A 20,597-nucleotide genomic window follows, 5' to 3' on the forward strand; every position below is an offset into this window, starting at 1 on the left:
CCGCCACACCCGCCCCAGGGTGTGGCGGCGTCCCCTCAGACGGCGCTCGCCGGCAGCGGCAGGCTGCCCGCCTGGCCGAGGGCGACCACGCTGTTGAGCATGATCCGCACCAACTCGGTCTGCCGGCGCACGCCGGTCTTGGAGAAGATCGAACGCAGGTGCGCCCGCGCCGTGTTGCGACGGATATTCAGCAGTTCCGAGGCTTCCTCCAGCGACAGGCCGTTGGCCAGTTCCAGGGCCAGCGCGGTTTCCGCCGGGGTCAGGTGGTAGAGCTGGGAAGTCACCACGTTGCTGACCAGCGACTTGCCCACCGCATCGCGCACGTAGACCATCACCGTCGGCTTGCCCTTGCCGTCCAGCAGCTCCAGGGACGGGATCAGTTCCACCACCACGCCCAGGTTGACCTGCCCGGACGGCCGCGACACCGACATGGCCTCGGCCCCCACGCTGTCGCCTTCGCCCTGCCGCGCCCGGGTGAAGGCGTTGCGCACCAGGCGGCTGAGCTCGCGGTTGTCGCTGGGATAGGTGGCTTCGAGGCGCCCGCCCACCAGCTTGAGGCCGTCGTTGCTGTCGAGGATTTCCCGCGCCACCGGATTGAGCTGCAGCACGCTGCCGCTCTCGTCGAGGACGATGGTGGCCACTGCCAGGCGGCTGATGGTCTGGCTGTACAGGCTGCCCAGGGACTCGCTGCGGTCCAGCAGCGAATGCATGTGCAGGGCCCGGCGCAGATGCGGCATGAGCATCGCGCACATGGCGCGCTCAGCCTCGGCGAAACGCGCCTGCTCGCGCTGGCGGTTGATGCGCAGGCGCAGCACGCCGCCGTCGGGCATGCTGATATCGACCCCAAGCATCTGGTGGCAGCCATAGGGCTCGCAATACAGCAGGTAGAACGACGACCCCAGCCACTCGGCCTCGCTCATCAGGTCGTCGATGGTGAACACCTGGTCGGTGGGCAGTCTGTCGAACAGCGTCGACTTGGCGTAGTAGGCGTAATGGTTGACCCCGCCCTCGCCCAGCTCGATATCGCCGGCGACCATCATCGGCGAGAGAAACGGCTCGTCGGCGACCCGCAGGATCAGGGTGACGAAATTGGCCTGGAACAACGCCCGCAGTTGCTGCAGGGCCTCGGTCATGCGCCGGGTGTCCAGCGCGGCCTCGTAGATGGTGCCAATCAGGTGCTCGTAGTCGGCCAGCGCCAGCCCCATCTCTTCCAGGACCCGGGCGTTGGGCATCGTCGTGTGCATGGTCAGTCCCCCACGGGCCCGGCCTCCCGGAGCCCGCATCATTGTTTTTATCGTGGTGACGTGCGCGGGCGTTGCAGGCAAGGCAAGCGCCCCGCGGTGTGATAGCAGGCTTCAGCGAGCGGCGGCAAGGGCGCCGCTGTCGTTGCCCTGGTAGACGCCGCGTTCGCCGGCGACCAGCAGGTGCCGGGCACCGAGCACCACGGCGGAGGTCAGGGTGCCGAGGCCGAAGCGCTGCGAACGGTCCTGCACCGCGCCAGCGGCATCGAGGCGGATCAGGCGGCTGCCGGCGCCCACCAAAACCAGGCCCTGGTTGCCCGGCAGCAGCGCATGACCGTAGATCGGCTGGTTGCTGCCGACATCGACGCGCTGCCAGCTGTCGCCGAAGTCGCGGGTGATGAACACATGGCCGCGCATGCCGTAGGCCAGCCAGCGCTCGGCGGACAGGCGCACGACGCCGAACAGCGAGCCGTTGTAGAAGGCGTCGAGGCTTTGCCAGTGCTGGCCACCATCGGCGGAGCGCAGCACCAGGCCCTGTTCGCCCACCAACATCTGGCGGCCATCGCTGCCACCGTCGAGACCGTTGAAATGAGCGCCGTCGCCGGGCATTTCCCGGGCCGTCCAGTGTTCGCCGGCATCGCTGGACTCCAGGTACTTGCCGTAGCTGCCATAGGCCACCACATGCCGGCCGTCGCTGCTCCACACCCCCAGAAGTGGTTCGCCGAGCTCGGCGTCGTAGCGGATTTCCTGCCAGTTCAGGCCCCCGTCGGTGGAGCGCAGGATCCAGCCGTCGTGCCCCACCGCCACCAGCAGGCCGGGGCCGAGGGCGGCGACGGCGGTCAAGGTCGCCGCGCGCCCGCCGGCGACCTGGCTGGCCTGCCAGGTCAGGCCACCGTCCTCGCTGCGCAGGATCGTGCCGCGCTCGCCAACGCCCAGCAGTTGCGGACCATCGGCCAGCAAAGCGTTGACCTGGACCCGATCGGCGTTGATCCCGGTAGAAGCCGGTGCCGGCGGTTGGCGGGGAGCGAAGGCGAAGGCCACGGCGGCGATGACGATGGCGCTCATGAGGTAGCCAATCAGATTGCGCATGACGGGCTCCCGGACGAGAGATGCGGGCACGGTGCAGGCTTCATCGGGTGATCCTCTTGTTCTTGGTTGTCGGAGGATCATCCGACCGGGTGGTCATGCAGGGCATCGTCCAAATGGGGTAGCCAGGGTGCAAGGACCGGCCTTGTCATCCATCTCGGTCAAGGACAGCGAGGACCTTGTGGGAGCGGGTTTACCCGCGATTGCTATGGTGAGCTCACTGCAGTCATCGCGGGTAAACCCGCTCCCACAAGGTACGCGTTTCACTCGACCGAGATGTGTAGATACCCGTGCCTATCTCTGGCAAGCGAGAATCAAGGCAGTTCGAACAACCCCGCCGCCCCCATCCCGCCCCCAATGCACATCGCCACCACCACGAAGCGCACCCCGCGCCGCCGTCCTTCCAGCAACGCATGCCCGACCATCCGCGCCCCGGACATGCCGAACGGATGGCCGATGGCGATGGCGCCACCGTTGACGTTCAAGCGCTCCGGGGCAATCTCCAGCGCATCACGGCAATGCAGGACCTGGCAGGCGAACGCTTCGTTGATCTCCCACAGGCCGATATCGCTGACCCGCAGGCCATGCCGCGCGAGCAGCTTGGGCACCGCCACCACCGGGCCGATGCCCATCTCCTCAGGTGCGCAACCACCCACGGCAATGCCCCGATAGATCCCCAGTGGCGTCAGTCCGCGGCGCCGGGCTTCCTCCCGGCTCATCAGCAGGCAGGCCGCCGCGCCATCGGAAAACTGCGAGGCATTGCCGGCGGTGATGAACTCGCCCTGCTCCACCCACTTGCCATCCTTCCACACCGGCTTGAGCGCTGCCAGGTCCTCCAGGCGGGTGTTGGGGCGGTTGCACTCGTCGCGTTCCACCCGCACCCGCTCATGGCCTGCGGGCTGGCCGTCCTTGTCGAAGAGCAGGCGCTCGACCTCGATCGGCACGATCTCGTCGTCGAACAACCCGGCACGCTGTGCCGCCGCCGTGCGCTGCTGGCTTTGCAGGCTGTACTCGTCCTGGGCGGCGCGGCTGATGCCATAACGACGCGAGACGATCTCGGCCGTCTCCAGCATCGGGATATAGGCCGCCGGCATCACCTCCAGCACCGCCCGGGACTGGGCGCGGTAGCTGTTCTTGTGCTTGGTCTGGGTCAGCGACAGCGATTCCACGCCGCCGCCGATGGCAATGCGCATCTCGCCGGCGAGGATGTTCTTCGCCGCCACGCCGATGCTCATCAGGCCCGAGGCGCACATGCGATCCACGGCCATGCCCGGCACGCTGTCCGGCAGGCCGCCGGTATAGGCACAGAGCCGGCCGATGTTGTAGGCCTGGGTGCCCTGCTGCACCGCGGCGCCCATGATCACGTCCTCGACCGCGCCGGCCTCGATCCCGGCCCGCTCCACCACGGCCCGCACCACATGGCCGCCGAGCACCGGGGCCTCGGTATCGTTGAAGGACCCGCGGAAGGACTTGGCCAGCGCGGTACGCGCCGTCGAGACGATTACGACTTCATTCATGGCAATTCACTCAAAGGGGATTGAAGGTGTAGCGGCTGATGGTGTCGATCACGCAGCCCGGGCGGCTTTCGCCCTCGATCTCGACGCTGACGCGAACCACGGCCTGCACCGCCGCGCCGACCTCCTCGACGCGCAGGATCACGCCGTGCCCGCGCACCCGCGAGCCGACCCGCACCGGCGCGGGGAAGCGCACCCGGTCCGAGCCGTAGTTGACGCCCATGGCCATGTTTTCCAGGGCCATCAATTGCGGCAGGAACAGGTTGGCCAGGGACTGGGTCAGGTAGCCGTGGGCGATGCACACGCCGAACGGGCCGCTGGCGGCACGCTCGGGGTCGACATGAATCCACTGGTGATCGCCGGTGGCTTCGGCGAACAGGTCGATGCGTTCCTGGCTTACCGGCAGCCAGTCGGTGTGGCCGAGGTCCAGCCCCTCGGCGTCGAGCAGGGCCCGGGCGCTGCTGAAGACATGGGTCATGACGCGTCCTCAGGCCTGTTGCGAACTGACGGAGAGCACTTCGCCAACCATGTACGAGGCATAGTCGCTGGCGAGGAACATCATCACATTGGCCACCTCCCAGACTTCCGCCGCCCGGCCGAAGGCTTCGCGGCCGGCCAGGCTGGCCAGCAGTTCTTCGCTGGAGGCTTTCTTGAGGAAGTCATGCAGGGCGATGGAGGGCGACACCGCATTGATGCGCACGCCGTGCTCGGCGGCTTCGAGTGCGCTGCAGCGGGTCAGCGCCATCACCCCGGCCTTGGCCGCGGCGTAGTGGGCCTGTTCCTTCTGCGCCCGCCAGCCGAGCACCGAGGCGTTGTTGACGATGGCACCGGCACCGCGCCGCTGCATGTGCGGGAGCATGGCGCGGGTCATGCGGAAAGTGCCGGTCAGAGTCACGTCGAGGACCCGCGACCATTCCTCGTCGCTCATCTCCACCACGGCCTTCTGCCCGCCAAGGCCGGCGTTGTTGATCAGCACATCGACACCGTCCAGGCGCTGTTCGGCGGCCGCGACCAGCACCTGGACCTCCTCTTCGACGCTGACATTGCACAACTGCCCATAGACGGCATCGAGGCCGGTTTCCGCCTTCAGGCGCTCGACCGCCTCTTCCAGGCGGCGCGGGTGGATGTCGGAGATCATCAGCGCCCGGCAACCTTCCTCGGCACTACGCCGGGCCGCCGAGTAGCCGATGCCGGCACCGGCTGCAGCCGTGATCAGGACCGACTTGCCGGCCAGCAACTGGTGACCGGGTACATAGGGGGGTGCTTGTCTCACTGCGAATGCCTCCTGGGGAAATAACCCGCTCAGGTATACGGCGGGCGGGCCGGAGGTACATCGTCAAAACGGGGTATGGCGCGGTTCGCGCCCATGAAGACAGGCAGAAATCTTTTGAAGAAAAAAACCTGAAGCGTGGTCTAACCTCCATCGGCCCGCATCTGATCGTTCAAAAGGAGGTGAATCCCCATGCCCGCGGCTATCGCGCCTCGTCCGCAGCCCCTGCAGATCGATTTCACCCGCGACACCCTGTTCGGCGTCTCGACCCAGAGCGCCGAGTGCCAGGTGCAACTGGAAGCCTTGAACATCAATGGCAAGCCCGGCATCCAGTTGCAGGTCACCCCGCCCCTTCCGCCGCGGCTGGAGCATGCGCATACGCTGGTGTTCACCTGGCGCGGACACACCTGCCGGGGCATCGTGCAATCGTCCCGGCAGTGTCATGACGGCAGCCTGCAGCTGCGCCTGGAACTTCAGTAAGGGTCTAGCGACCGGTCATCAAGTGCGGCATGGGATGCTGACGTTCGCGCTGCTGGCGTACCCTGGCGACCAGCTCGGCGAGCGCCCGGCAATCCGGCAACGCGCCGAGATGGATATCGCTCACGGTCATCGCGGCGCGATGGCTGTCGGCGGGGAAATGCAGGGTCAGCGACAGGCCGTCGCTGCAGCTCACCTGGCAATGGTCAGGCAGGAACGCACCCTCGATCAGTTGTCGCAGTTCAAGATCGCACACTCCATTCATTGGCATGATTCAACCCTCCGGATGACAAGGATGGCCGTCCAAGTCAGAACCTGCCCGGCGCCGGAATCCAATGGATAAATGCTATGTGCCAGCGCTTTCACCATTGAACCCGGACATGACCGCATGCCGTCGGAACCTGTACGTCCTGAGATAGGGAGATCGTCGTGACGGGCGGGGTTCAGACGGCTATGGACGGCTTCGGACGGAAGGTCGTGGAATGCCCTCAGGCGTCGCTCTGCATCCGCCCGAACTTGCCGGCATGGAAATCATCGAACGCCTGCACGATCTCCGCCTGGCTGTTCATCACGAAGGGCCCATAGCCGACGATCGGCTCGTCCAGTGGTTCACCGCTGAGCCAGAGGAGCTTGGCATCAGTGTCGGCCTCGATCAGCACCTCGTCGCCGCCACGCTCGAACAACACCAACTGCGCCGCACCCACGGCATTCCCGCCATTGACCCGCACGCTGCCGCGCAGCACCACGAGCGCAGCGTTGCGCCCGTTGCCGCCCGGCAGGCGCACGGACTTGCCGGCATCCAGTTGCAGATCCCAGACATCCATCTCGCTGAAGGTCCGGGCCGGGCCACGCCGGCCCAGGTACTCACCGGCGATCACCCGCAAACTGCCGGCCTCGTCAGCCAGGGCCACGCGGGGAATGTCGGCATCAAGCAGGGTCTGGTAGCCCGCCGGTGCGGACTTGTCCTTGGCGGGCAGGTTGACCCAGAGCTGGACCATCTCCAGCATGCCGCCGCTTCTGGCGAACGACGGCGCATGGAATTCCTCGTGGATGATCCCGCCTGCGGCGGTCATCCATTGCACGTCTCCCGCACCGATCAGGCCGCCGGCGCCAGTGGAGTCGCGGTGTTCCAGCTCGCCCTGATAGACGATGGTCACCGTCTCGAAACCGCGATGGGGATGCTGGCCGACACCGCGTCGGGCGCTGGTGGGCTCGAAATGCTGGGGCCCGGCATAGTCCAGCAGCAGGAACGGGCTGATATGCCGGGCCAGGTCGTCGTAGGTGAACAGGCTGCGCACCGGAAAGCCGTCACCGACCCAATGGGCCGGCGGCGCCTTGTAGATGCCTTGAATCTTCTTCATGAGAAACCTCCTCGTTGCATGGGAAGCACGATACCCATGCAGCGAAAAAGGCGGTAGAGGGCGAAAAACGCCTTCACTGTTCCACTGATGGAACGATCACGCCGACTTGAACTGCGCTTCGGCCTCCGGCAGCAACCAGGCCTCGATCTGTTGCGCGCTGGCCGCCGGATCTTCCTGCATGAAACAGTGCCCGCCGGCCACCCTGCGCGGCTCGACCTGCGGATTGATCCGGCCCCAGCGCTCCAGCGACAGCGGCACGAAGGGATAGGTCTGCTCGCCGTGCAGCAGCAGGGTCGGCGTCTGCACCCGAGACAGCGAGGCCCACATGCGTTGCGGGAAGGAGCTGAAGATTTCCACCTCGCGACTCGGCCGGCATTTCAGCACCACGCCTTCGCCGCACTCGCCGATGGCGTGGTCGACATAGGCTTGCAGCGCCGCCTCGCTCCAGCCCTTGAAGATCCCGCGACCGTGCAGCGAATCGTGGGCGGCCTGGCGGTCCGGCCAGTAGCTGCGCCGGGTCGCCGCCTTGCGCGCAAGGCCATGGCGACGGTGCATGCCGAACCAGCTGGCGACGCCCATGACGCCGATCATCGAACGGCTGAATACCACCGGATCGAGCAGCACCGCGCGCTGGAACAGCTGCGGCGCGCGGTCGAGCATCAGGCCGGTGAGTACCCCGCCGAAGCTGTGGCCGACGGCAAAACACGGGACCTCGCCGTATTCCCCACGGCCCTCGTTGAACGCCTCAAGGGCCAGTTCGGCGCTGCGGTTCCAGCCGACGAAGCGGCCACCGTGGTCACTCTCGCCATGGCCCTGGACATCGCTCAGCCACAGGTCGAAATGCACGGCGAGGCGTTCCAGCAGTGGCTGGTAGGCCAGGCAGCAGAAGCCGTTGCCATGCAGGAAGTGCAGCAGCGGCTTGCCGCTGGCCGGCGAACGCCAGCCGCGCAGGGTGAAGTGTTCGGCGCAGTCATGCGACCAGGGGATCAGTTCCATCGGGGCTCGCAGCGAGAATCAGGAAAAACCCGATTCTACAAACAGCAGCGGATACAGAGATAGCACCAGCAGGGCTGCCATCAGCAGGTTAAACAGCCGAAGCCAACGGGGATCCTGCAAGAAGCGCCGCAAGGCGCTGCCGAACATCACCCAGACGCACACCGCCGGCAGGTTGACCAGGCAGAACACCAGGGCGATGACGACCACGTTGACCAGGTAGCCCTGGGCGGGCGTGTAGGTGGTGATCGCCCCCACCGCCATCACCCAGGCCTTGGGGTTGACCCACTGGAACGCCGCCGCGCCGAGGAAGCTCAGGGGCTTGCGGCTTTCCGGGCTGCTCGCCGACATCGGGCCGGAGGTGGCGATCTTCCAGGCCAGGTACAGCAGGTAGGCGGCGCCGGCATAGCGCAGCACGCTGTAGGTCGCCGGGTAGACCTTGAACACCTCGCCCAGCCCGAGGCCGACCGCCAGCACCATGACCATGAAGCCGATGCTCACCCCAAGCGCGTGGGGCACGCTACGCCGCACGCCGAAGTTGACCCCCGAGGCGAGCAGCATGGTGTTGTTGGGGCCGGGGGTGATGGAGGAAACGAAAGCGAACAGCACGAAGGCTGAAAGCAGGTTCAGGGAGGTAAGCAGCATGGCAGGCATTCCTGGTGGGGCGCAGCGTTCGAGTAATGTTCAAACCCTACCGGGAAAGCCTGACTCTCAACCGGTACAGTTCTGATGAATTATTCAAGTACACCATTCTGTTGTGCTTGCCGACGTCCCACAGACCCAGCCCACATCGCCTTACAGCCTCGGGTAATCTGGACTACGATGTCGCCACCCTCTCCCACCGGATACCCTTCATGCCCCTGCAGATCCGCCCCGCCCGTGTCGAAGACGCCGGGCAAATCCTCGCCTTCATCACCGAACTGGCCGACTACGAGCGCGCCCGCCACGAAGTCGTGGCCAGCGTCGGCGATATCCAGCGCAGCCTGTTCAGCCCGGACAGCACGGCCAAGGCGCTGATCTGCGAGCGCGACGGCCAGGCCATCGGTTTCGCCGTGTACTTCTTCAGCTATTCCACCTGGCTCGGCAGCAACGGCCTGTACCTGGAAGACCTCTACGTCACGCCCGAGGCGCGTGGCACCGGCGCCGGCAAGCACTTGCTGCGCCACCTGGCACGGCTGGCCTGCGAGCACGACTGCGGCCGCTTCGAATGGAGCGTACTGGACTGGAACCAACCGGCCATCGACTTCTACAAGTCCCTCGGTGCCGAGCCCCAGGACGAGTGGGTGCGCTACCGAATGGAAGGTGAAACCCTGCGGGCGTTCGCCAACGGCTGAAACCCTCCAGAACGCAGGCTGCAACGAACGGAACACGCGGAGATCCCTCACATGGCAGTGAAAGCGACAATCCAGACCTTCACCATCCTGGCCCAGGACCCGGCCATAGAAAGCAGCCCGGGCATGCCTCTCTTCGCCCGGGTCAACCTGCCTCTGGAACACCTGGCCGACGGGCCCACCGGCTACCGGGTCAAGGTGGTCGACTTCGACGCCTCGGCCAATCGCCTGTACCGGCCGCATCGCTACGTGCAGGCGCAAGACGGCAAGGCGGTGGATCCGTTCGATCCGCCGGATGCCAGCCTGCTCGGGCAGCCGAACTTCCACTGCCAGCAGGTCTACGCGGTGGTCATGCGGACCCTGGCGCGCTTCGAACTGGCGCTGGGCCGGCGGGTGGCCTGGGGCTTCGACGGCCATCAGTTGCATGTGGTACCCCACGCCTTCGTCGAAGCCAACGCCTTCTATTCCCGGGAGGACCGCGCCCTGCTTTTCGGCTACTTCCTGGACGAAGACCAGGACTGGGTATTCACCTGCCTGTCCCACGACATCGTCGCCCACGAAACCACCCATGCCATCCTCGACGGCTTGCGCGCCGGCTTCATGCGCGCTTCCGGGCCGGACCAGGCGGCGTTCCACGAGGGCTTCGCCGATGTGGTGGCGCTGCTCTCGGTGTTCTCCCTGCGCGAAGTGGTCGAGTTTGCCCTGACCCATTACCGTGGCGTGGAGATCCATGAGCTCAACGGCGTGCGCCTGGTCGACGGGGGCTCACTGACCATCGATGCCCTGGCCGAGACCCTGCTGTTCGGCATCGGCGAGCAGTTCGGCCAGGCCATGACCGGCCTGCGTGCCAATCCATTGCGCCGCTCGGTGCAGAAGCCCCCATCCAGGGATTACCTGAGCAGCGACGCATACGAAGAACCCCACAACCGCGGCGAGATCTTCGCCGCCGCCATGCTGCGCAGCATGCTCGAACTCTGGGTCGCGCGGCGCCAGTCCCTCGGCACCTTCGGCGACAACCTGTACAGCCTCGACGCGGTGATCGACGAAGGTGCCAAGGCCGCCGACCAGTTGCTGACCATTGCCATCCGCGCCCTGGACTACTCGCCACCACTGGACCTGGAGTTCGGCGACTTCCTCGCCGCGCTGCTCACCGTCGATGCCGAGGTGGCGCCGGACGACTCGCGCTACAGCTACCGGCAGATCATCCGCGACACCTTCGCCAGCTACGGCATCGAAGTCCCCGCCGGGCGCACCGACGAGCAAGGCTGCTGGCTGACGTTCGCCGACAACGACAAGGTGCGCTACCAGAACAGCCACTTCGACTCGATGCTGCGGGACAACAGCGAAGTCTTCCGCTTTCTCTGGGAAAACCGTGACGTGCTGGACATCGACGAGCGCGCCTACACCGAGGTGATCTCGGTACGCCCGAGCCTGCGTTTCGGGCCGGACGGATTCATCCTGCGCGAGACGGTCTGCGAGTTCACCAGCCGGGTCAACCTGTTCGGTGCCGAGTTCCGTTCGGTGTTCGGCGAGCCGCGCCCGGCGTGGCTGAAGACCACCGACGAAGTGACGGTGTATGGCGCCGGCACGCTGATCTTCGACCAGTACGGACGGATCAAGTACTACATCCAGCGCCCGCTGACCGATGCGCGCTGGCAGGTGCGCCGCCTGGAATGGCTGTACGGTCCGGACAGCGCCGGCGCGGAACCGGGCTCCGCTGCCGACCTCACCCGCATCCACCGCGCCCGCGCCATGCAGGCGCCCGCCATCGACCGGGAGGTACAGCCATGAGCCCGGTCCGCCTGCACCTGTTCGCCTACCAGGTCGGTTTCGGCGACTGTTTCCTGCTGCGCTTCGTCTACCCGGACGGAGTCAACCGCCATGTGCTGATCGATTTCGGCACCGTGGGCATGCCCGAGGGGGTCAATAAGGCCGAGCAGATGCTCAGGATCGCCAACGACATCAAGGACAAGTGCGCCGGCAAGCTGCAGGTGCTGGTCGCTACCCACCGCCATGCCGACCATATCAGCGGCTTCGCGCCGACCAAGAACGGCAAGGGCCCGGGGGACATCATCCGCGCCCTGGAGCCGGACGTGATCCTGCAGCCCTGGACCGAGCAACCGGACCTGGCGGAGGACGCCACCGCGCCGCTGGCCAGCGCCCACGTACAGGCACTGGCAGGGATGAACCAGGTCGCGCTGAAGCTGACCCGGTACCTGGGCACCCGGCCCAGAAGCCTTGCCCCCGACCTGAGCCGGCGCCTGGGTTTCCTCGGCGAGAACAACATCGCCAACAAAGGCGCGGTGAACAACCTCATTGCCATGGGCCAACGCCCTGGTGCGCGGGCGGTGTATGCCCATTTCGGCACCGAGGATCCGCTGGCCGAGGCGCTGCCGGGCATCGCCACCAGGGTGCTGGGCCCGCCCACGGTTGAACAGAGCGCGGCGGTGCGCCGGCAAGCGCGCAGCGATCCGCAATACTGGCTGCGCCAGCCCGACCTGCTGTTCGGCCCCGACGCGGGTGCCGGGACCGAAGCCGCAGCATCGCCGTTTCCCGATGCTCCGCACGAGCGTGGCACCAAACTGCCGCAGAGCACCCGCTGGATCGCCAACCGGGTGCGCAAGGCCCGGGGTGACCAGTGGCTGTCCATCGTCACCGCGCTGGACAAGGCGATGAACAACACCAGCCTGATCCTGCTGTTCGAAGCCGGCGGCAAGAAACTGCTGTTTCCTGGCGATGCGCAGATCGAGAACTGGCGCTACGCCCTGGATCAGCAGGAGGTGGTCGCGTTGCTCGGCTCGGTGGACCTGTACAAGGTCGGCCATCATGGCAGCCTCAATGCCACACCGAAGTCGCTGTGGAACGGCTTCAGCAAGAAGGGGCCGGGCAAGACCGCCGGGCGCCTGACCAGCGTGCTTTCCACCCTGCCCGGCCAGTACGGCGGCAAGAACGAAGGCAGCGGCACCGAGGTGCCGCGGGTGCCGTTGCTCAACGCGCTGGACAAGGACTCCGACCTGCACGACACCCATCGGCTGGCGCCGGATGTGCTCTATGACGAAGTGATTCTCGATCTCTAGGGAGCAAACATGTTCTACCGCCTGGCTGCCGACGGCCTGGTGCTCTCGCACCTGCTGTTCATCCTCTTTGCCGTCGGCGGCGCCCTGCTGGTGCTCAGATGGCCGCGCCTGGCCTGGCTGCACCTGCCGGCAGCGGGCTGGGGCTTCCTGGTGGAGGTGATGCACTGGCCCTGTCCGTTGACCCGCTGGGAAAACCACTTTCGCCGGCTCGCCGGGGAACAGGGCTATTCCCAGGGGTTCATCGAGCATTACCTGCTGCCGGTGATCTATCCGGCGGGGCTGACACCGGGGATCCAGCTGGGGCTGGGCATCGGTGTGCTGGTGGTCAACCTGGGGTTGTATGGCTGGTTGCTGTATCGGCGATAAGACGGCTCACTCCCGCCCCGCATAGCGCTGCGCCAACACCGCACACACCATCAGCTGAATCTGGTGGAACAGCATCAGCGGCAGGATCAACGCCCCCAGCGCACTGCCGGCAAACAGCAACTGCGCCATGGGCACTCCGGTGGCCATGCTCTTCTTCGAGCCGGCGAACAGGATGGTAATGCGATCCTCGACGTTGAAGCCCAGCCAGCGCGCCAGGCTGCGGGTGCAGCACAGCACCAGCGCCAGCAATCCGCAGCACACCAGCGTCAACCCCAGCAGGCGCGACGGCGGCACCGAGCTCCACAAGCCACTGACCACCGCATCGCTGAACGCCGTGTAGACCACCAGCAGGATCGAACCCTGGTCCACCGACTTCAGCCAGCCGGCATTGCGCGCCACCCAGTCGCCGATCCAGCGCCGCGCCAGTTGCCCCGCCACGAACGGCACCAGCAGTTGCAGGACGATCGCCAGCACCGCGTCCGTTTGCGAGCCGCTGTCACCCTGCACGCCCATCAGCAGCATCACCAGCAACGGCGTCAGCACGATGCCCAGCAGGCTCGACGCCGCCGCACTGCAGATCGCCGCCGGGACATTGCCGCGGGCCAGGGAGGTGAAGGCGATCGCCGATTGCACCGTGGCCGGCAAGGCGCACAGGTAGAGCACGCCCAGGTACAGGGCATCGCCCACCAACGGCAGGATCAGCGGCTTGAGCAGCAAGCCCAGTAGCGGGAAGAGGACGAAGGTGCAGGCGAACACCAGCAGGTGCAGGCGCCAGTGCCCTGCCCCGGCGATCACTGCCGCGCGGGACAGCTTGGCGCCATGCAGGAAGAACAGCAGGGCGATGGCCCCGTGGGTCAGGCCATTGAAGAACGCCGCGCCGCTGCCGGACGCCGGCAGCCAGGTGGCAATGGCGATCACCGCGAGCAGGGCCAGGGTGAAATTGTCGAAGAGCAACCGCAGGTGTTTCATCGCGCGTTTCCGGCTTGTTGTGGGGGAATGGCGCAGACGATAAGGTGTTGAGACATTTCCGACTAACGCCAGAACACCAACAATGTCGCCGAATGGACAGAACCCGCTGCGCCTGGACGATCTTGCCAGCCTGCCCCGCCCGCTCTACGGCCAGCGCGCCAGCCTGCCGAACATCGCCCTGGACTATCGCCACCGTCATCCCTGGGGCCAGCTCTCCCACGCCCTCCACGGTGTGCTCCAGGTGCGCACCGACCATGCCCGGCTGGTGGTTCCGCCGCACCGTGCCGTGTGGATTCCGCCGCGCCTGGCGCATCAGGTCGAAAGCACGGCGGATGCCTGTATCCGCAGTCTGTACGTCGACCCGGCGCTACAGCTGTGGCCCGGCGATGCCTGTCGGGTGATCGACGTCGACCCGTTGCTGCGCGAACTGATCCGCGCGTTCGGCGACCTGCCGGTGGAGTACGAACTGGACGGCGCCGACGGACGCCTGGCCGATGTGCTGGTGGACCGCCTGCGCCAGGCGACGGAGCTCGACCTGGTGTTGCCGCACCCGCGCGATCCGCGCTTGCGGGCGTTGTGCCGCAAGGCCCGGGCCAGGCCGCATGCGCCCATCGGCCTGGGCGAAGCGGCGAGCAAGGCCGGCATCAGCGAAAAGACCTTGAGCCGGCTGTTCCTCAAGGAAACCGGGATGACCTTCCGTACCTGGCGCCAGCGCATGCGCCTGGTCAGCGCCCTGCCGGCCTTGGAGCGCGGCGAGCGGGTCACCGATGTCGCCCTGGCCTGCGGCTATGACTCGCTGTCCGCGTTTATCGCCGCCTTTCGCAAGTTGTTCGGCCTGTCGCCGGGTGAGCTGGGCCGCAGCGGCAGCGTGCCGCACCCCTGAATGAGAAGCGCTTGCTATGCTGCATCCCCTCGATAACGACACAAGGACCGAAACGTGAAAGCTGCCTGCGTACTGCTACTGGGCCTGCTGCCCCTCATGGCCAACGCCGCCGAAGTCGGCGAGCGCCTGACGCCCTTCACCCTCGCCGACCAGCACGACCAGACCTTCACCCTCGACGCCAGCACCAAGGTGCTGCTGGCGGCGGGCGACATGGACGGCGCCAAGCTGGTCAAGGCCGCCCTGGCCGAGCAGCCCAAGGGCTGGCTGGAAGCCCGCCATGGCATCTTCGTCGCCGATATCCAGGGCATGCCGGCGCTGATCAGCAAGCTGTTCGCCATTCCCAAGATGCGCGACTACGGCTATCGCGTGGTACTGGATCGCGACGGCCAGGTGGTGCCGCAATACGCCGTCGCGCCAGGCCAGGTGCAATGGCTGCAACTGGACAACGGCAACGTGGTGTCGAAGCAGTCGTTCAGCGATGCCGAGGCATTGCGCAAGGCCCTCGCTGCCCTGCCCCAAGGCTGATCAGGCCTCCAGGCCGCGATCGACGTACCAGGTCAGCGGCAAGGTCAGCAACAGGGTCGCCGCCAGCGCCATCAGCGCCAGCGGCACCCCGCTGACATCCCCCAGGCGCCCGAAGACGATCGGCGCCAGCGCGCCGCCGCCGATGGTGCCGGTGTAGAACAGGGCGAACGCCTGTTCACGACGCCCCGGCGCTGCCAGTTCCGGGACCACGCCATACAGCACCGACGAGGTGCCGTTGAGCACCAGGCCCAGCAGCGGCAGCATCATCATCAACGCATTCAGCGGCAGGAACACCGCCGCCACGATCAGTGCCGCGGTCAGCGACTCGCTGAGCCAAACCGTCTTGAGCAGGCCGATGCGCGCCCCGAGATAACCGCAGATCAGCTTGCCGAAGGCACCGCCGATGAACAGCAGGGTCAAAGCCAGGCCGATGCCTGCCGTGCCGGCGCCCTTGTCGCTGAGCAGGAACGGCAGGAAGGTGAGAAAGCCCATGCGCACGGCGCTGTCGAGAAAGCCGGTGGCCAGCAGCGCGCGCAGGCCGCTGGCCGAACCGCTGCCCTCGCCCTGGCCGGCCTTGCCCGCTGCCGCCTGCCGGTCGACATGGCGGGGAATCAGCAGGTACATCGCCAGCGCCGCCAGCAGGCCGAGCACCCCGGCCAGGGTGACGCTGAGGCGCCAGCTCATGACCGTCAGCGACACACCTACCAGCGCCGGGATCAGGGTCTTGCCGATATCGCCGGCGAAGTTGTATTGGGACAGCGCCTGCTTGACCTGGCGGCCCGGTTCATGGGTATCGGTGACCAGCGACGAAGCCAGTGGATGCTGGGTACTGGCGCCCAGGCCGCCGAGGATCAAGGCTGCCATCAGGGCGAGCAGGCCGCCGGCCTGTCCGGCCAGCAGGTACGCCACACCCACCAGCGCGGTCCCGCCCACCAGCAGGGTCTGCCGGCCGAAACGGCGGGCGGCGCGGCTGGCGAGCAACTGGAAACCGGCCATGGTTGCCGAGTACGCACCGCGCATCAGGCCGATCTGGGCGTAGCTCAGGCCGAACTGGGCCTGCCAGATCGGCAGCAGCACGTAGATAAGGTCGGTCAGGCCGTCGTTGACGGCATGGGCACCACACGCCGCCAGCAATGCGCGGCGGCGCGGGGAAGTTTCGGTGTCAGCGGCGGGAACGGCGGCCGGAGAGGCGTCGGGCATGGTCTTGAAGCCGATCGGACTTGGATCCAATCATTAAAACAGTAACAAAATATTAACGCGACCCCTTTTCCCTGGATGCCGGATCAACCCGGGATTTCCGGCTCCACCAGATCTGCCAGCTGGTTCAGCGAGTCCTGCCAGCCGAGGTAGCAGCCCTCCAGCGGGATCACGTCCGGAAGGCCCTCCTGGACAATATGTACTTCCGTGCCGCAGGACACGCTCTTGAAGGTGATGGTGGCGGTGATCTCGCCGGGCAGGTTGGGATCGTCGAAGCGGTCGGTGTAGCGGATGCGTTCGTTCAGCACCAGTTCCTGATACTCGCCGCCGAAGCCATGGCGCTGGCCTGCGGAGAAGTTGCAGAAGGACATCTTGTAGGTGCCGCCGACGCGGGCGTCGAGGTGATCGACATGGCAGGTGAAGCCGTGGGGTGGCAGCCACTTGGCCATGGCATCGGCATCGAGGAAGGCGCGGTAGACCCGCTCCACGGGTGCCTTGAAGACACGGTGCAGGCGGACGGTATTGCTGGTCATGGGATTATCCTTGTGAATTGCTCAGGCTTTAGCAGTCAAGCCCAGCCTGGCGTCCCCGTCCAGCCGCCCACCTGCATCGCAGGGGCTTCAGCGTTCGTCGCCGAAGTGATCGCTCACCAGGATCGCCCGCGCCAGTTCTTCGTCGGAGGCCTGCAGGCCGGGGTTGTCGGCACGGACTTTCTGCAGTACCGCTTCCAGGTAGGCGCCACGGATCGCACCGCCGCTGGCAACGAAGCTGGAGGCCTCGTCACGTGCCGGGATAATGCGTTTGTCATCCTTGAAGGTCGAGTACAGGGAGGCGGAGACACCCGCCGAGGTGGCGACATCACCGGCATCCACCCGGGCCAGGGCTGAGCCGAAAGGCAGGCAAAGCAACAATGAAGAAACGAGCAGTGTACGCCGCATGACGGAATCCTCCGGTCAGCCTGAAATGAAATAGTCAGGTATTACTCAGTCTAGGATTCATTTGGACCGGTGGTAGTTCCCTGGCAGTTATAAAGCCTGCGGCGCGCTGTTCTGCTAGGGTGCATGTCTTTTTCGACCTGGACGTCCTGCCATGCGTTTGCCCACCCTGTTCCTGCTGTGTGCCAGCCCCCTCCTCGCCTGGGCCGGCCCCGACCTCGACAGCCAGGTCCGCGCTGCCGCCCAGCAAGTGATGCGCGACAACGACATTCCCGGACTGGCCATCGCCCTGACCGATAAAGGCAAGCAGTACTTCTACGAGTTCGGCGTCGCCGACAAGGCCAGCGGCCAGGCGGTGAGCCGCGACACCCTGTTCGAGCTGGGCTCGATCAGCAAGACCTTCAGCGCCACCCTCGCGGCCAAGGCGGCAGTGGACGGCAAGCTGTCGCTGCAGGCGCGGGTGGGCGACTACCTGCCGGCGCTGGCCGGCACGCCCTTCGGCGCCTTGAGCCTGTTCAACCTGGCGACCCACACCAACGGCGGCATGCCCTTGCAACTGCCCGACGCGATCCACGACGACGCGCAACTGCTGGCCTGGCTCAAGCAATGGCAACCGCAGCACCAGCCCGAAAGCTGGCGCGCCTATGCCAATCCGAGCATCGGCATGCTCGGCGCGATCACCGCGCAACGCTTGCAGACGCCGTATGCCAGCGCCTTGCAGGAACAACTGCTGCCGGCGCTGGGGCTCAAGCAGACCTTCGTCCATGTGCCCGCCGCACAGCAGGCGCAGTACGCCTGGGGCTATGACAGGAACGACAAGCCGGTGCGGGTCAATCCCGGAGTGCTGGCCGACGAGGCCTACGGCGTGAAGAGCAGCAGCCGCGACATGCTGCGTTTCGTCGAGGCCAACCTGGGCCGTGTGGAACTGGCGCTGCCGCTCAGGCAGGCGCTGGAGGAAACCCGCCGCGGTCACTACCAGCGCGGGACCATGACCCAGGACCTGGTCTGGGAGCAGTACGACTATCCCCTGGCTTTGCAGACCCTGATCGATGGCAATGACAACCGCTATGCGCTGGAAGGCACGCCGGTGACAGCGCTGAAGCCGCCGCTTGCGCCGCAATCGAAGGTGTGGGTGAACAAGACCGGGGCCACCAACGGGTTTGGTGCCTATGTGGCGTTCATTCCGCAATCGCAGCGCGGGGTGGTGTTGCTGGCGAACCGGAATTATCCGAACGCCGAGCGGGTGAAGCTGGCCTGGCGCCTGTTCGAGGTGCTGGACCAGGCCAGATAGGCCGATCCGGCCTCATCGCGGGCAAGCCCGCGATGAGGCTCTGAAGGTCTCAGCCTTTCAACGCCTCGGCAATGAACTCCAGCCGATCCTGACCAAAGAACATCTCGCTACCGACAAAGCATGTCGGTGCACCGAACACCCCACGACTCACCGCCTCCTCGGTTACCGTCTTCAGCGCCGCCTTCACCTCGGGATCGCTCACCAGCGCCTCGAAGCCGTGCGCATCGAACCCGGCGCTGCCCAGCACTTCGGCCACCACCTTGAGATCCCCGAGGTTGCGCCCCTCTGCCCACATCGCCGTGTACATTGCCGCCAGCCACGCCTCGAAGCGCTCCGGCTCACGCATCTGTACGCCGATCGCCGCACGCATCAGCCCCAGGGTATTGATCGGAAAATGCTCGCTGAACTTCAGCGGCACCCCGTAGCGCCGGGCGAAGCGCTGCAGGTCGCCGAAGAAATAACGCCCCTTGGCCGGGATCATCGCCGGCGAACTGTTGCCGGTGGCCTGGAACACCCCGCCCAACAGCATCGGCCGCAGCACCAGGCGCGCGTCGTGCTCGGCGCACAGGCGCGGCAACTGGGTCCAGGCCAGGTAGCTGGCGGGGCTGCCCAGATCGAAGAAGAATTCGACAGTCTTGCTCATTGCATCAGGTCCTTTTGCTGAGGGGGGTGGCTTACCAGCGTTCCATCCACGGACGCAGGTCGAGTTCGAAGGTCCAGGCATCCCGCGGCTGGGCATGCAGGTGCCAGTAGTTGTCGGCGATATGGGCGGGATCGAGGATGCCGTCCTGGTCCTTCAGCGCGTAGCGCTCGGGGAAGCTGTCGCGGATGAACGCGGTGTCGATGGCGCCGTCCACCACCACATGGCCGACATGGATGCCCCGCGGCCCCAGCTCCCTTGCCATGCTTTGCGCCAGTGCGCGGATACCGTGCTTGGCCCCGGCGAAGGCGGCAAACCCGGCGGCGCCGCGCAAGCCTGCGGTGGCGCCGGTGAAAAGGATGGTGCCGCGCTCACGTAGCACCATGCGCCGCGCCACCGCCTGCGCGGTGAGGAAGCCGGCAAAGCAGGCCATTTCCCAGATCTTGAAGTACTTGCGCGGGGTCTCTTCGAGGATGCTGCAGGGGACGTTGGCGCCGATATTGAACACGAAGGCCTCGATCGGCCCGACGCTGCTCTCGATCTGCTCCACCAGCGTCGCCACCTCCTCTTCCTTGCGCGCATCGGAGCCGAAGCCATGGGCCTGGCCGCCCTCGGCACGGATCTCGTCGAGCAGCGGCTGCAGCTTGTCGGCGCTGCGCCGGGTCACGCAGGCAACATAGCCTTCGCGGGCGAAACGCTTGGCTATCGCGCCCCCGGTGGCGTCGCCGGCGCCAATCACCAGTACGACTTTGTTGTTCTCGGTCATGGGTGTCGCCTCATTGATGAATGATCGTTTAGTAAACGAACGCTATGCTATGATCCGCGCATTCGTCAAGCGTGGTCATCGAGGATTCGCAGATGCGCTATTCCACCGAACACAAGGAACAGACCCGGCACAAGCTGGTGCAGAGCAGCGGCGCCATCGCCAAGCAAGGTGGTTTTGCCGCGACCGGCGTGGCCGGGCTGATGAAGGCCATAGGCCTCACCGGCGGCGCCTTCTACAACCACTTCCCGTCCAAGGACGACCTGTTCAGCGAGATCGTCCGTCAGGAGCTGTCCAACAGCTACATCAACCTGCGCGCCCAGTCCGGCGAACTGAACCGCGACAAGCTGCAGCGCTGCCTCGACCAGTACCTGAGCCTGGCCCACCTGCACAATCCGCAGAACGGCTGCGCGATCCCGACCCTGGGCGCGGAAATCGCCCGGGCGGATATCGCGGTACGTGAGGAAGCGGAACACTGGCTGGTCATCCTGCACCAGGCCTGGGCCAGCACCCTGGATGACGAGGGCCTGGCCTGGGCCATGCTCTGCCAGTGCGTGGGTGCCTTGCTGGTGGCGCGGATGCTGGCGGGAGAAGACACCCAGCTGGCCGTGTTGCAGGCCAGCCGGGGTTTCTTGCAGAAGGTGCTGGAACAGGACGCGGCCACTGGGGCCGCGTAAA

24 protein-coding genes are annotated in these 20,597 nt (G+C 66.2%); 9 read left to right on the forward strand and 15 right to left on the reverse strand.

Features of this window, described 5'->3' with window-relative positions; translation table 11 throughout:
- Positions 1 to 35 precede the first annotated feature (35 nt).
- The 5 genes from V0R59_RS13680 to V0R59_RS13700 all read right to left on the reverse strand — a co-directional run bounded on the left by V0R59_RS13680 (position 36) and on the right by V0R59_RS13700 (position 5,114).
- Positions 36 to 1,244 carry a helix-turn-helix transcriptional regulator gene (locus tag V0R59_RS13680; protein WP_330074785.1) on the reverse strand — a complete coding sequence of 403 codons (1,209 nt, stop codon included), beginning with the start codon at positions 1,242 to 1,244 and terminating at the stop codon, positions 36 to 38.
- A gap of 111 nt (positions 1,245 to 1,355) precedes the next feature.
- Complete coding sequence (locus V0R59_RS13685) at positions 1,356 to 2,330, reverse strand: WD40/YVTN/BNR-like repeat-containing protein (RefSeq protein WP_330074786.1); 975 nt, start codon at positions 2,328 to 2,330, stop codon at positions 1,356 to 1,358.
- Between the two features lie 311 nt (positions 2,331 to 2,641).
- The gene (locus V0R59_RS13690) at positions 2,642 to 3,844 is read right to left on the reverse strand and encodes an acetyl-CoA C-acyltransferase (protein ID WP_330074787.1); all 1,203 of its coding nucleotides are present in this window, start codon (positions 3,842 to 3,844) and stop codon (positions 2,642 to 2,644) included.
- A gap of 10 nt (positions 3,845 to 3,854) precedes the next feature.
- On the reverse strand, positions 3,855 to 4,319 hold the full coding sequence (locus V0R59_RS13695; protein ID WP_330074788.1) for a MaoC family dehydratase: 465 nt from the start codon (positions 4,317 to 4,319) through the stop codon (positions 3,855 to 3,857).
- Between the two features lie 9 nt (positions 4,320 to 4,328).
- Positions 4,329 to 5,114: an SDR family oxidoreductase gene (locus tag V0R59_RS13700; RefSeq protein WP_330074789.1), complete on the reverse strand. Its 786-nt coding sequence runs from the start codon at positions 5,112 to 5,114 to the stop codon at positions 4,329 to 4,331.
- A 189-nt stretch (positions 5,115 to 5,303) separates the two neighbouring features.
- Between V0R59_RS13700 and V0R59_RS13705 the strand changes: the two genes are divergently transcribed.
- The gene (locus tag V0R59_RS13705; protein WP_330074790.1) at positions 5,304 to 5,591 is read left to right on the forward strand and encodes a hypothetical protein; all 288 of its coding nucleotides are present in this window, start codon (positions 5,304 to 5,306) and stop codon (positions 5,589 to 5,591) included.
- Between the two features lie 4 nt (positions 5,592 to 5,595).
- On the opposite strand, the gene V0R59_RS13710 is transcribed toward V0R59_RS13705, so the two are convergent.
- The 4 genes from V0R59_RS13710 to V0R59_RS13725 all read right to left on the reverse strand — a co-directional run bounded on the left by V0R59_RS13710 (position 5,596) and on the right by V0R59_RS13725 (position 8,596).
- Entirely contained in the window at positions 5,596 to 5,859 is a 264-nt protein-coding gene (locus V0R59_RS13710) for a DUF1652 domain-containing protein (RefSeq protein ID WP_330074791.1), read from the reverse strand.
- Between the two features lie 217 nt (positions 5,860 to 6,076).
- Positions 6,077 to 6,949, reverse strand: a complete 873-nt coding sequence (locus tag V0R59_RS13715; RefSeq protein ID WP_330074792.1) for a pirin family protein — start codon at positions 6,947 to 6,949, stop codon at positions 6,077 to 6,079.
- 96 nt (positions 6,950 to 7,045) lie between these two features.
- Positions 7,046 to 7,945: an alpha/beta fold hydrolase gene (locus tag V0R59_RS13720; protein ID WP_330074793.1), complete on the reverse strand. Its 900-nt coding sequence runs from the start codon at positions 7,943 to 7,945 to the stop codon at positions 7,046 to 7,048.
- A gap of 18 nt (positions 7,946 to 7,963) precedes the next feature.
- Positions 7,964 to 8,596: a LysE family translocator gene (locus tag V0R59_RS13725; protein ID WP_330074794.1), complete on the reverse strand. Its 633-nt coding sequence runs from the start codon at positions 8,594 to 8,596 to the stop codon at positions 7,964 to 7,966.
- Positions 8,597 to 8,796: 200 nt separating this feature from the next.
- Here V0R59_RS13725 and V0R59_RS13730 point away from each other — a divergent pair, with 200 nt between their 5' ends.
- Genes V0R59_RS13730 through V0R59_RS13745 form a run of 4 tightly spaced genes read left to right on the forward strand, consistent with a single transcriptional unit; the run spans position 8,797 to position 12,716 of the window.
- Positions 8,797 to 9,276: a GNAT family N-acetyltransferase gene (locus V0R59_RS13730; RefSeq protein ID WP_330074795.1), complete on the forward strand. Its 480-nt coding sequence runs from the start codon at positions 8,797 to 8,799 to the stop codon at positions 9,274 to 9,276.
- A 51-nt stretch (positions 9,277 to 9,327) separates the two neighbouring features.
- Positions 9,328 to 11,064: a gluzincin family metallopeptidase gene (locus V0R59_RS13735; protein ID WP_330074796.1), complete on the forward strand. Its 1,737-nt coding sequence runs from the start codon at positions 9,328 to 9,330 to the stop codon at positions 11,062 to 11,064.
- Positions 11,061 to 12,350: a ComEC/Rec2 family competence protein gene (locus V0R59_RS13740; RefSeq protein WP_330074797.1), complete on the forward strand. Its 1,290-nt coding sequence runs from the start codon at positions 11,061 to 11,063 to the stop codon at positions 12,348 to 12,350. The genes V0R59_RS13735 and V0R59_RS13740 overlap by 4 nt, the downstream gene beginning before the upstream one ends.
- A gap of 9 nt (positions 12,351 to 12,359) precedes the next feature.
- Positions 12,360 to 12,716 carry a DUF2784 domain-containing protein gene (locus V0R59_RS13745; RefSeq protein ID WP_330074798.1) on the forward strand — a complete coding sequence of 119 codons (357 nt, stop codon included), beginning with the start codon at positions 12,360 to 12,362 and terminating at the stop codon, positions 12,714 to 12,716.
- A gap of 6 nt (positions 12,717 to 12,722) precedes the next feature.
- Here V0R59_RS13745 and V0R59_RS13750 read toward each other — a convergent pair whose 3' ends face one another.
- Positions 12,723 to 13,685 carry a bile acid:sodium symporter family protein gene (locus V0R59_RS13750; RefSeq protein ID WP_330074799.1) on the reverse strand — a complete coding sequence of 321 codons (963 nt, stop codon included), beginning with the start codon at positions 13,683 to 13,685 and terminating at the stop codon, positions 12,723 to 12,725.
- Between the two features lie 82 nt (positions 13,686 to 13,767).
- Between V0R59_RS13750 and V0R59_RS13755 the strand changes: the two genes are divergently transcribed.
- The gene (locus V0R59_RS13755; protein ID WP_330074800.1) at positions 13,768 to 14,568 is read left to right on the forward strand and encodes an AraC family transcriptional regulator; all 801 of its coding nucleotides are present in this window, start codon (positions 13,768 to 13,770) and stop codon (positions 14,566 to 14,568) included.
- Between the two features lie 54 nt (positions 14,569 to 14,622).
- Positions 14,623 to 15,093 (forward strand): FAD/FMN-containing dehydrogenase, encoded by a 471-nt coding sequence (locus V0R59_RS13760; RefSeq protein WP_330074801.1) that lies wholly within the window; start codon positions 14,623 to 14,625, stop codon positions 15,091 to 15,093.
- Here V0R59_RS13760 and V0R59_RS13765 read toward each other — a convergent pair whose 3' ends face one another.
- The 3 genes from V0R59_RS13765 to V0R59_RS13775 all read right to left on the reverse strand — a co-directional run bounded on the left by V0R59_RS13765 (position 15,094) and on the right by V0R59_RS13775 (position 17,228).
- A complete protein-coding gene (locus V0R59_RS13765) occupies positions 15,094 to 16,293 on the reverse strand; it encodes an MFS transporter (protein WP_330074802.1) in 1,200 nt (399 codons plus the stop codon).
- Between the two features lie 83 nt (positions 16,294 to 16,376).
- Positions 16,377 to 16,823, reverse strand: a complete 447-nt coding sequence (locus tag V0R59_RS13770; RefSeq protein WP_330074803.1) for an SRPBCC family protein — start codon at positions 16,821 to 16,823, stop codon at positions 16,377 to 16,379.
- Between the two features lie 87 nt (positions 16,824 to 16,910).
- A complete protein-coding gene (locus V0R59_RS13775; RefSeq protein ID WP_330074804.1) occupies positions 16,911 to 17,228 on the reverse strand; it encodes a DUF2388 domain-containing protein in 318 nt (105 codons plus the stop codon).
- A 151-nt stretch (positions 17,229 to 17,379) separates the two neighbouring features.
- Between V0R59_RS13775 and ampC the strand changes: the two genes are divergently transcribed.
- On the forward strand, positions 17,380 to 18,516 hold the full coding sequence (gene ampC, locus V0R59_RS13780; protein ID WP_330074805.1) for a class C beta-lactamase: 1,137 nt from the start codon (positions 17,380 to 17,382) through the stop codon (positions 18,514 to 18,516).
- A 49-nt stretch (positions 18,517 to 18,565) separates the two neighbouring features.
- Here ampC and V0R59_RS13785 read toward each other — a convergent pair whose 3' ends face one another.
- Both V0R59_RS13785 and V0R59_RS13790 read right to left on the reverse strand, forming a co-directional pair.
- Positions 18,566 to 19,159 carry a 2-hydroxychromene-2-carboxylate isomerase gene (locus V0R59_RS13785; RefSeq protein WP_330074806.1) on the reverse strand — a complete coding sequence of 198 codons (594 nt, stop codon included), beginning with the start codon at positions 19,157 to 19,159 and terminating at the stop codon, positions 18,566 to 18,568.
- Positions 19,160 to 19,190: 31 nt separating this feature from the next.
- The gene (locus V0R59_RS13790) at positions 19,191 to 19,922 is read right to left on the reverse strand and encodes an SDR family oxidoreductase (protein ID WP_330074807.1); all 732 of its coding nucleotides are present in this window, start codon (positions 19,920 to 19,922) and stop codon (positions 19,191 to 19,193) included.
- Between the two features lie 92 nt (positions 19,923 to 20,014).
- Here V0R59_RS13790 and V0R59_RS13795 point away from each other — a divergent pair, with 92 nt between their 5' ends.
- On the forward strand, positions 20,015 to 20,596 hold the full coding sequence (locus tag V0R59_RS13795; protein WP_330074808.1) for a TetR/AcrR family transcriptional regulator: 582 nt from the start codon (positions 20,015 to 20,017) through the stop codon (positions 20,594 to 20,596).
- Position 20,597: the final 1 nt, after the last annotated feature.

The sequence above is a fragment of the Pseudomonas ulcerans genome, from assembly GCF_036324125.1.
Lineage (GTDB): Bacteria > Pseudomonadota > Gammaproteobacteria > Pseudomonadales > Pseudomonadaceae > Aquipseudomonas > Aquipseudomonas ulcerans.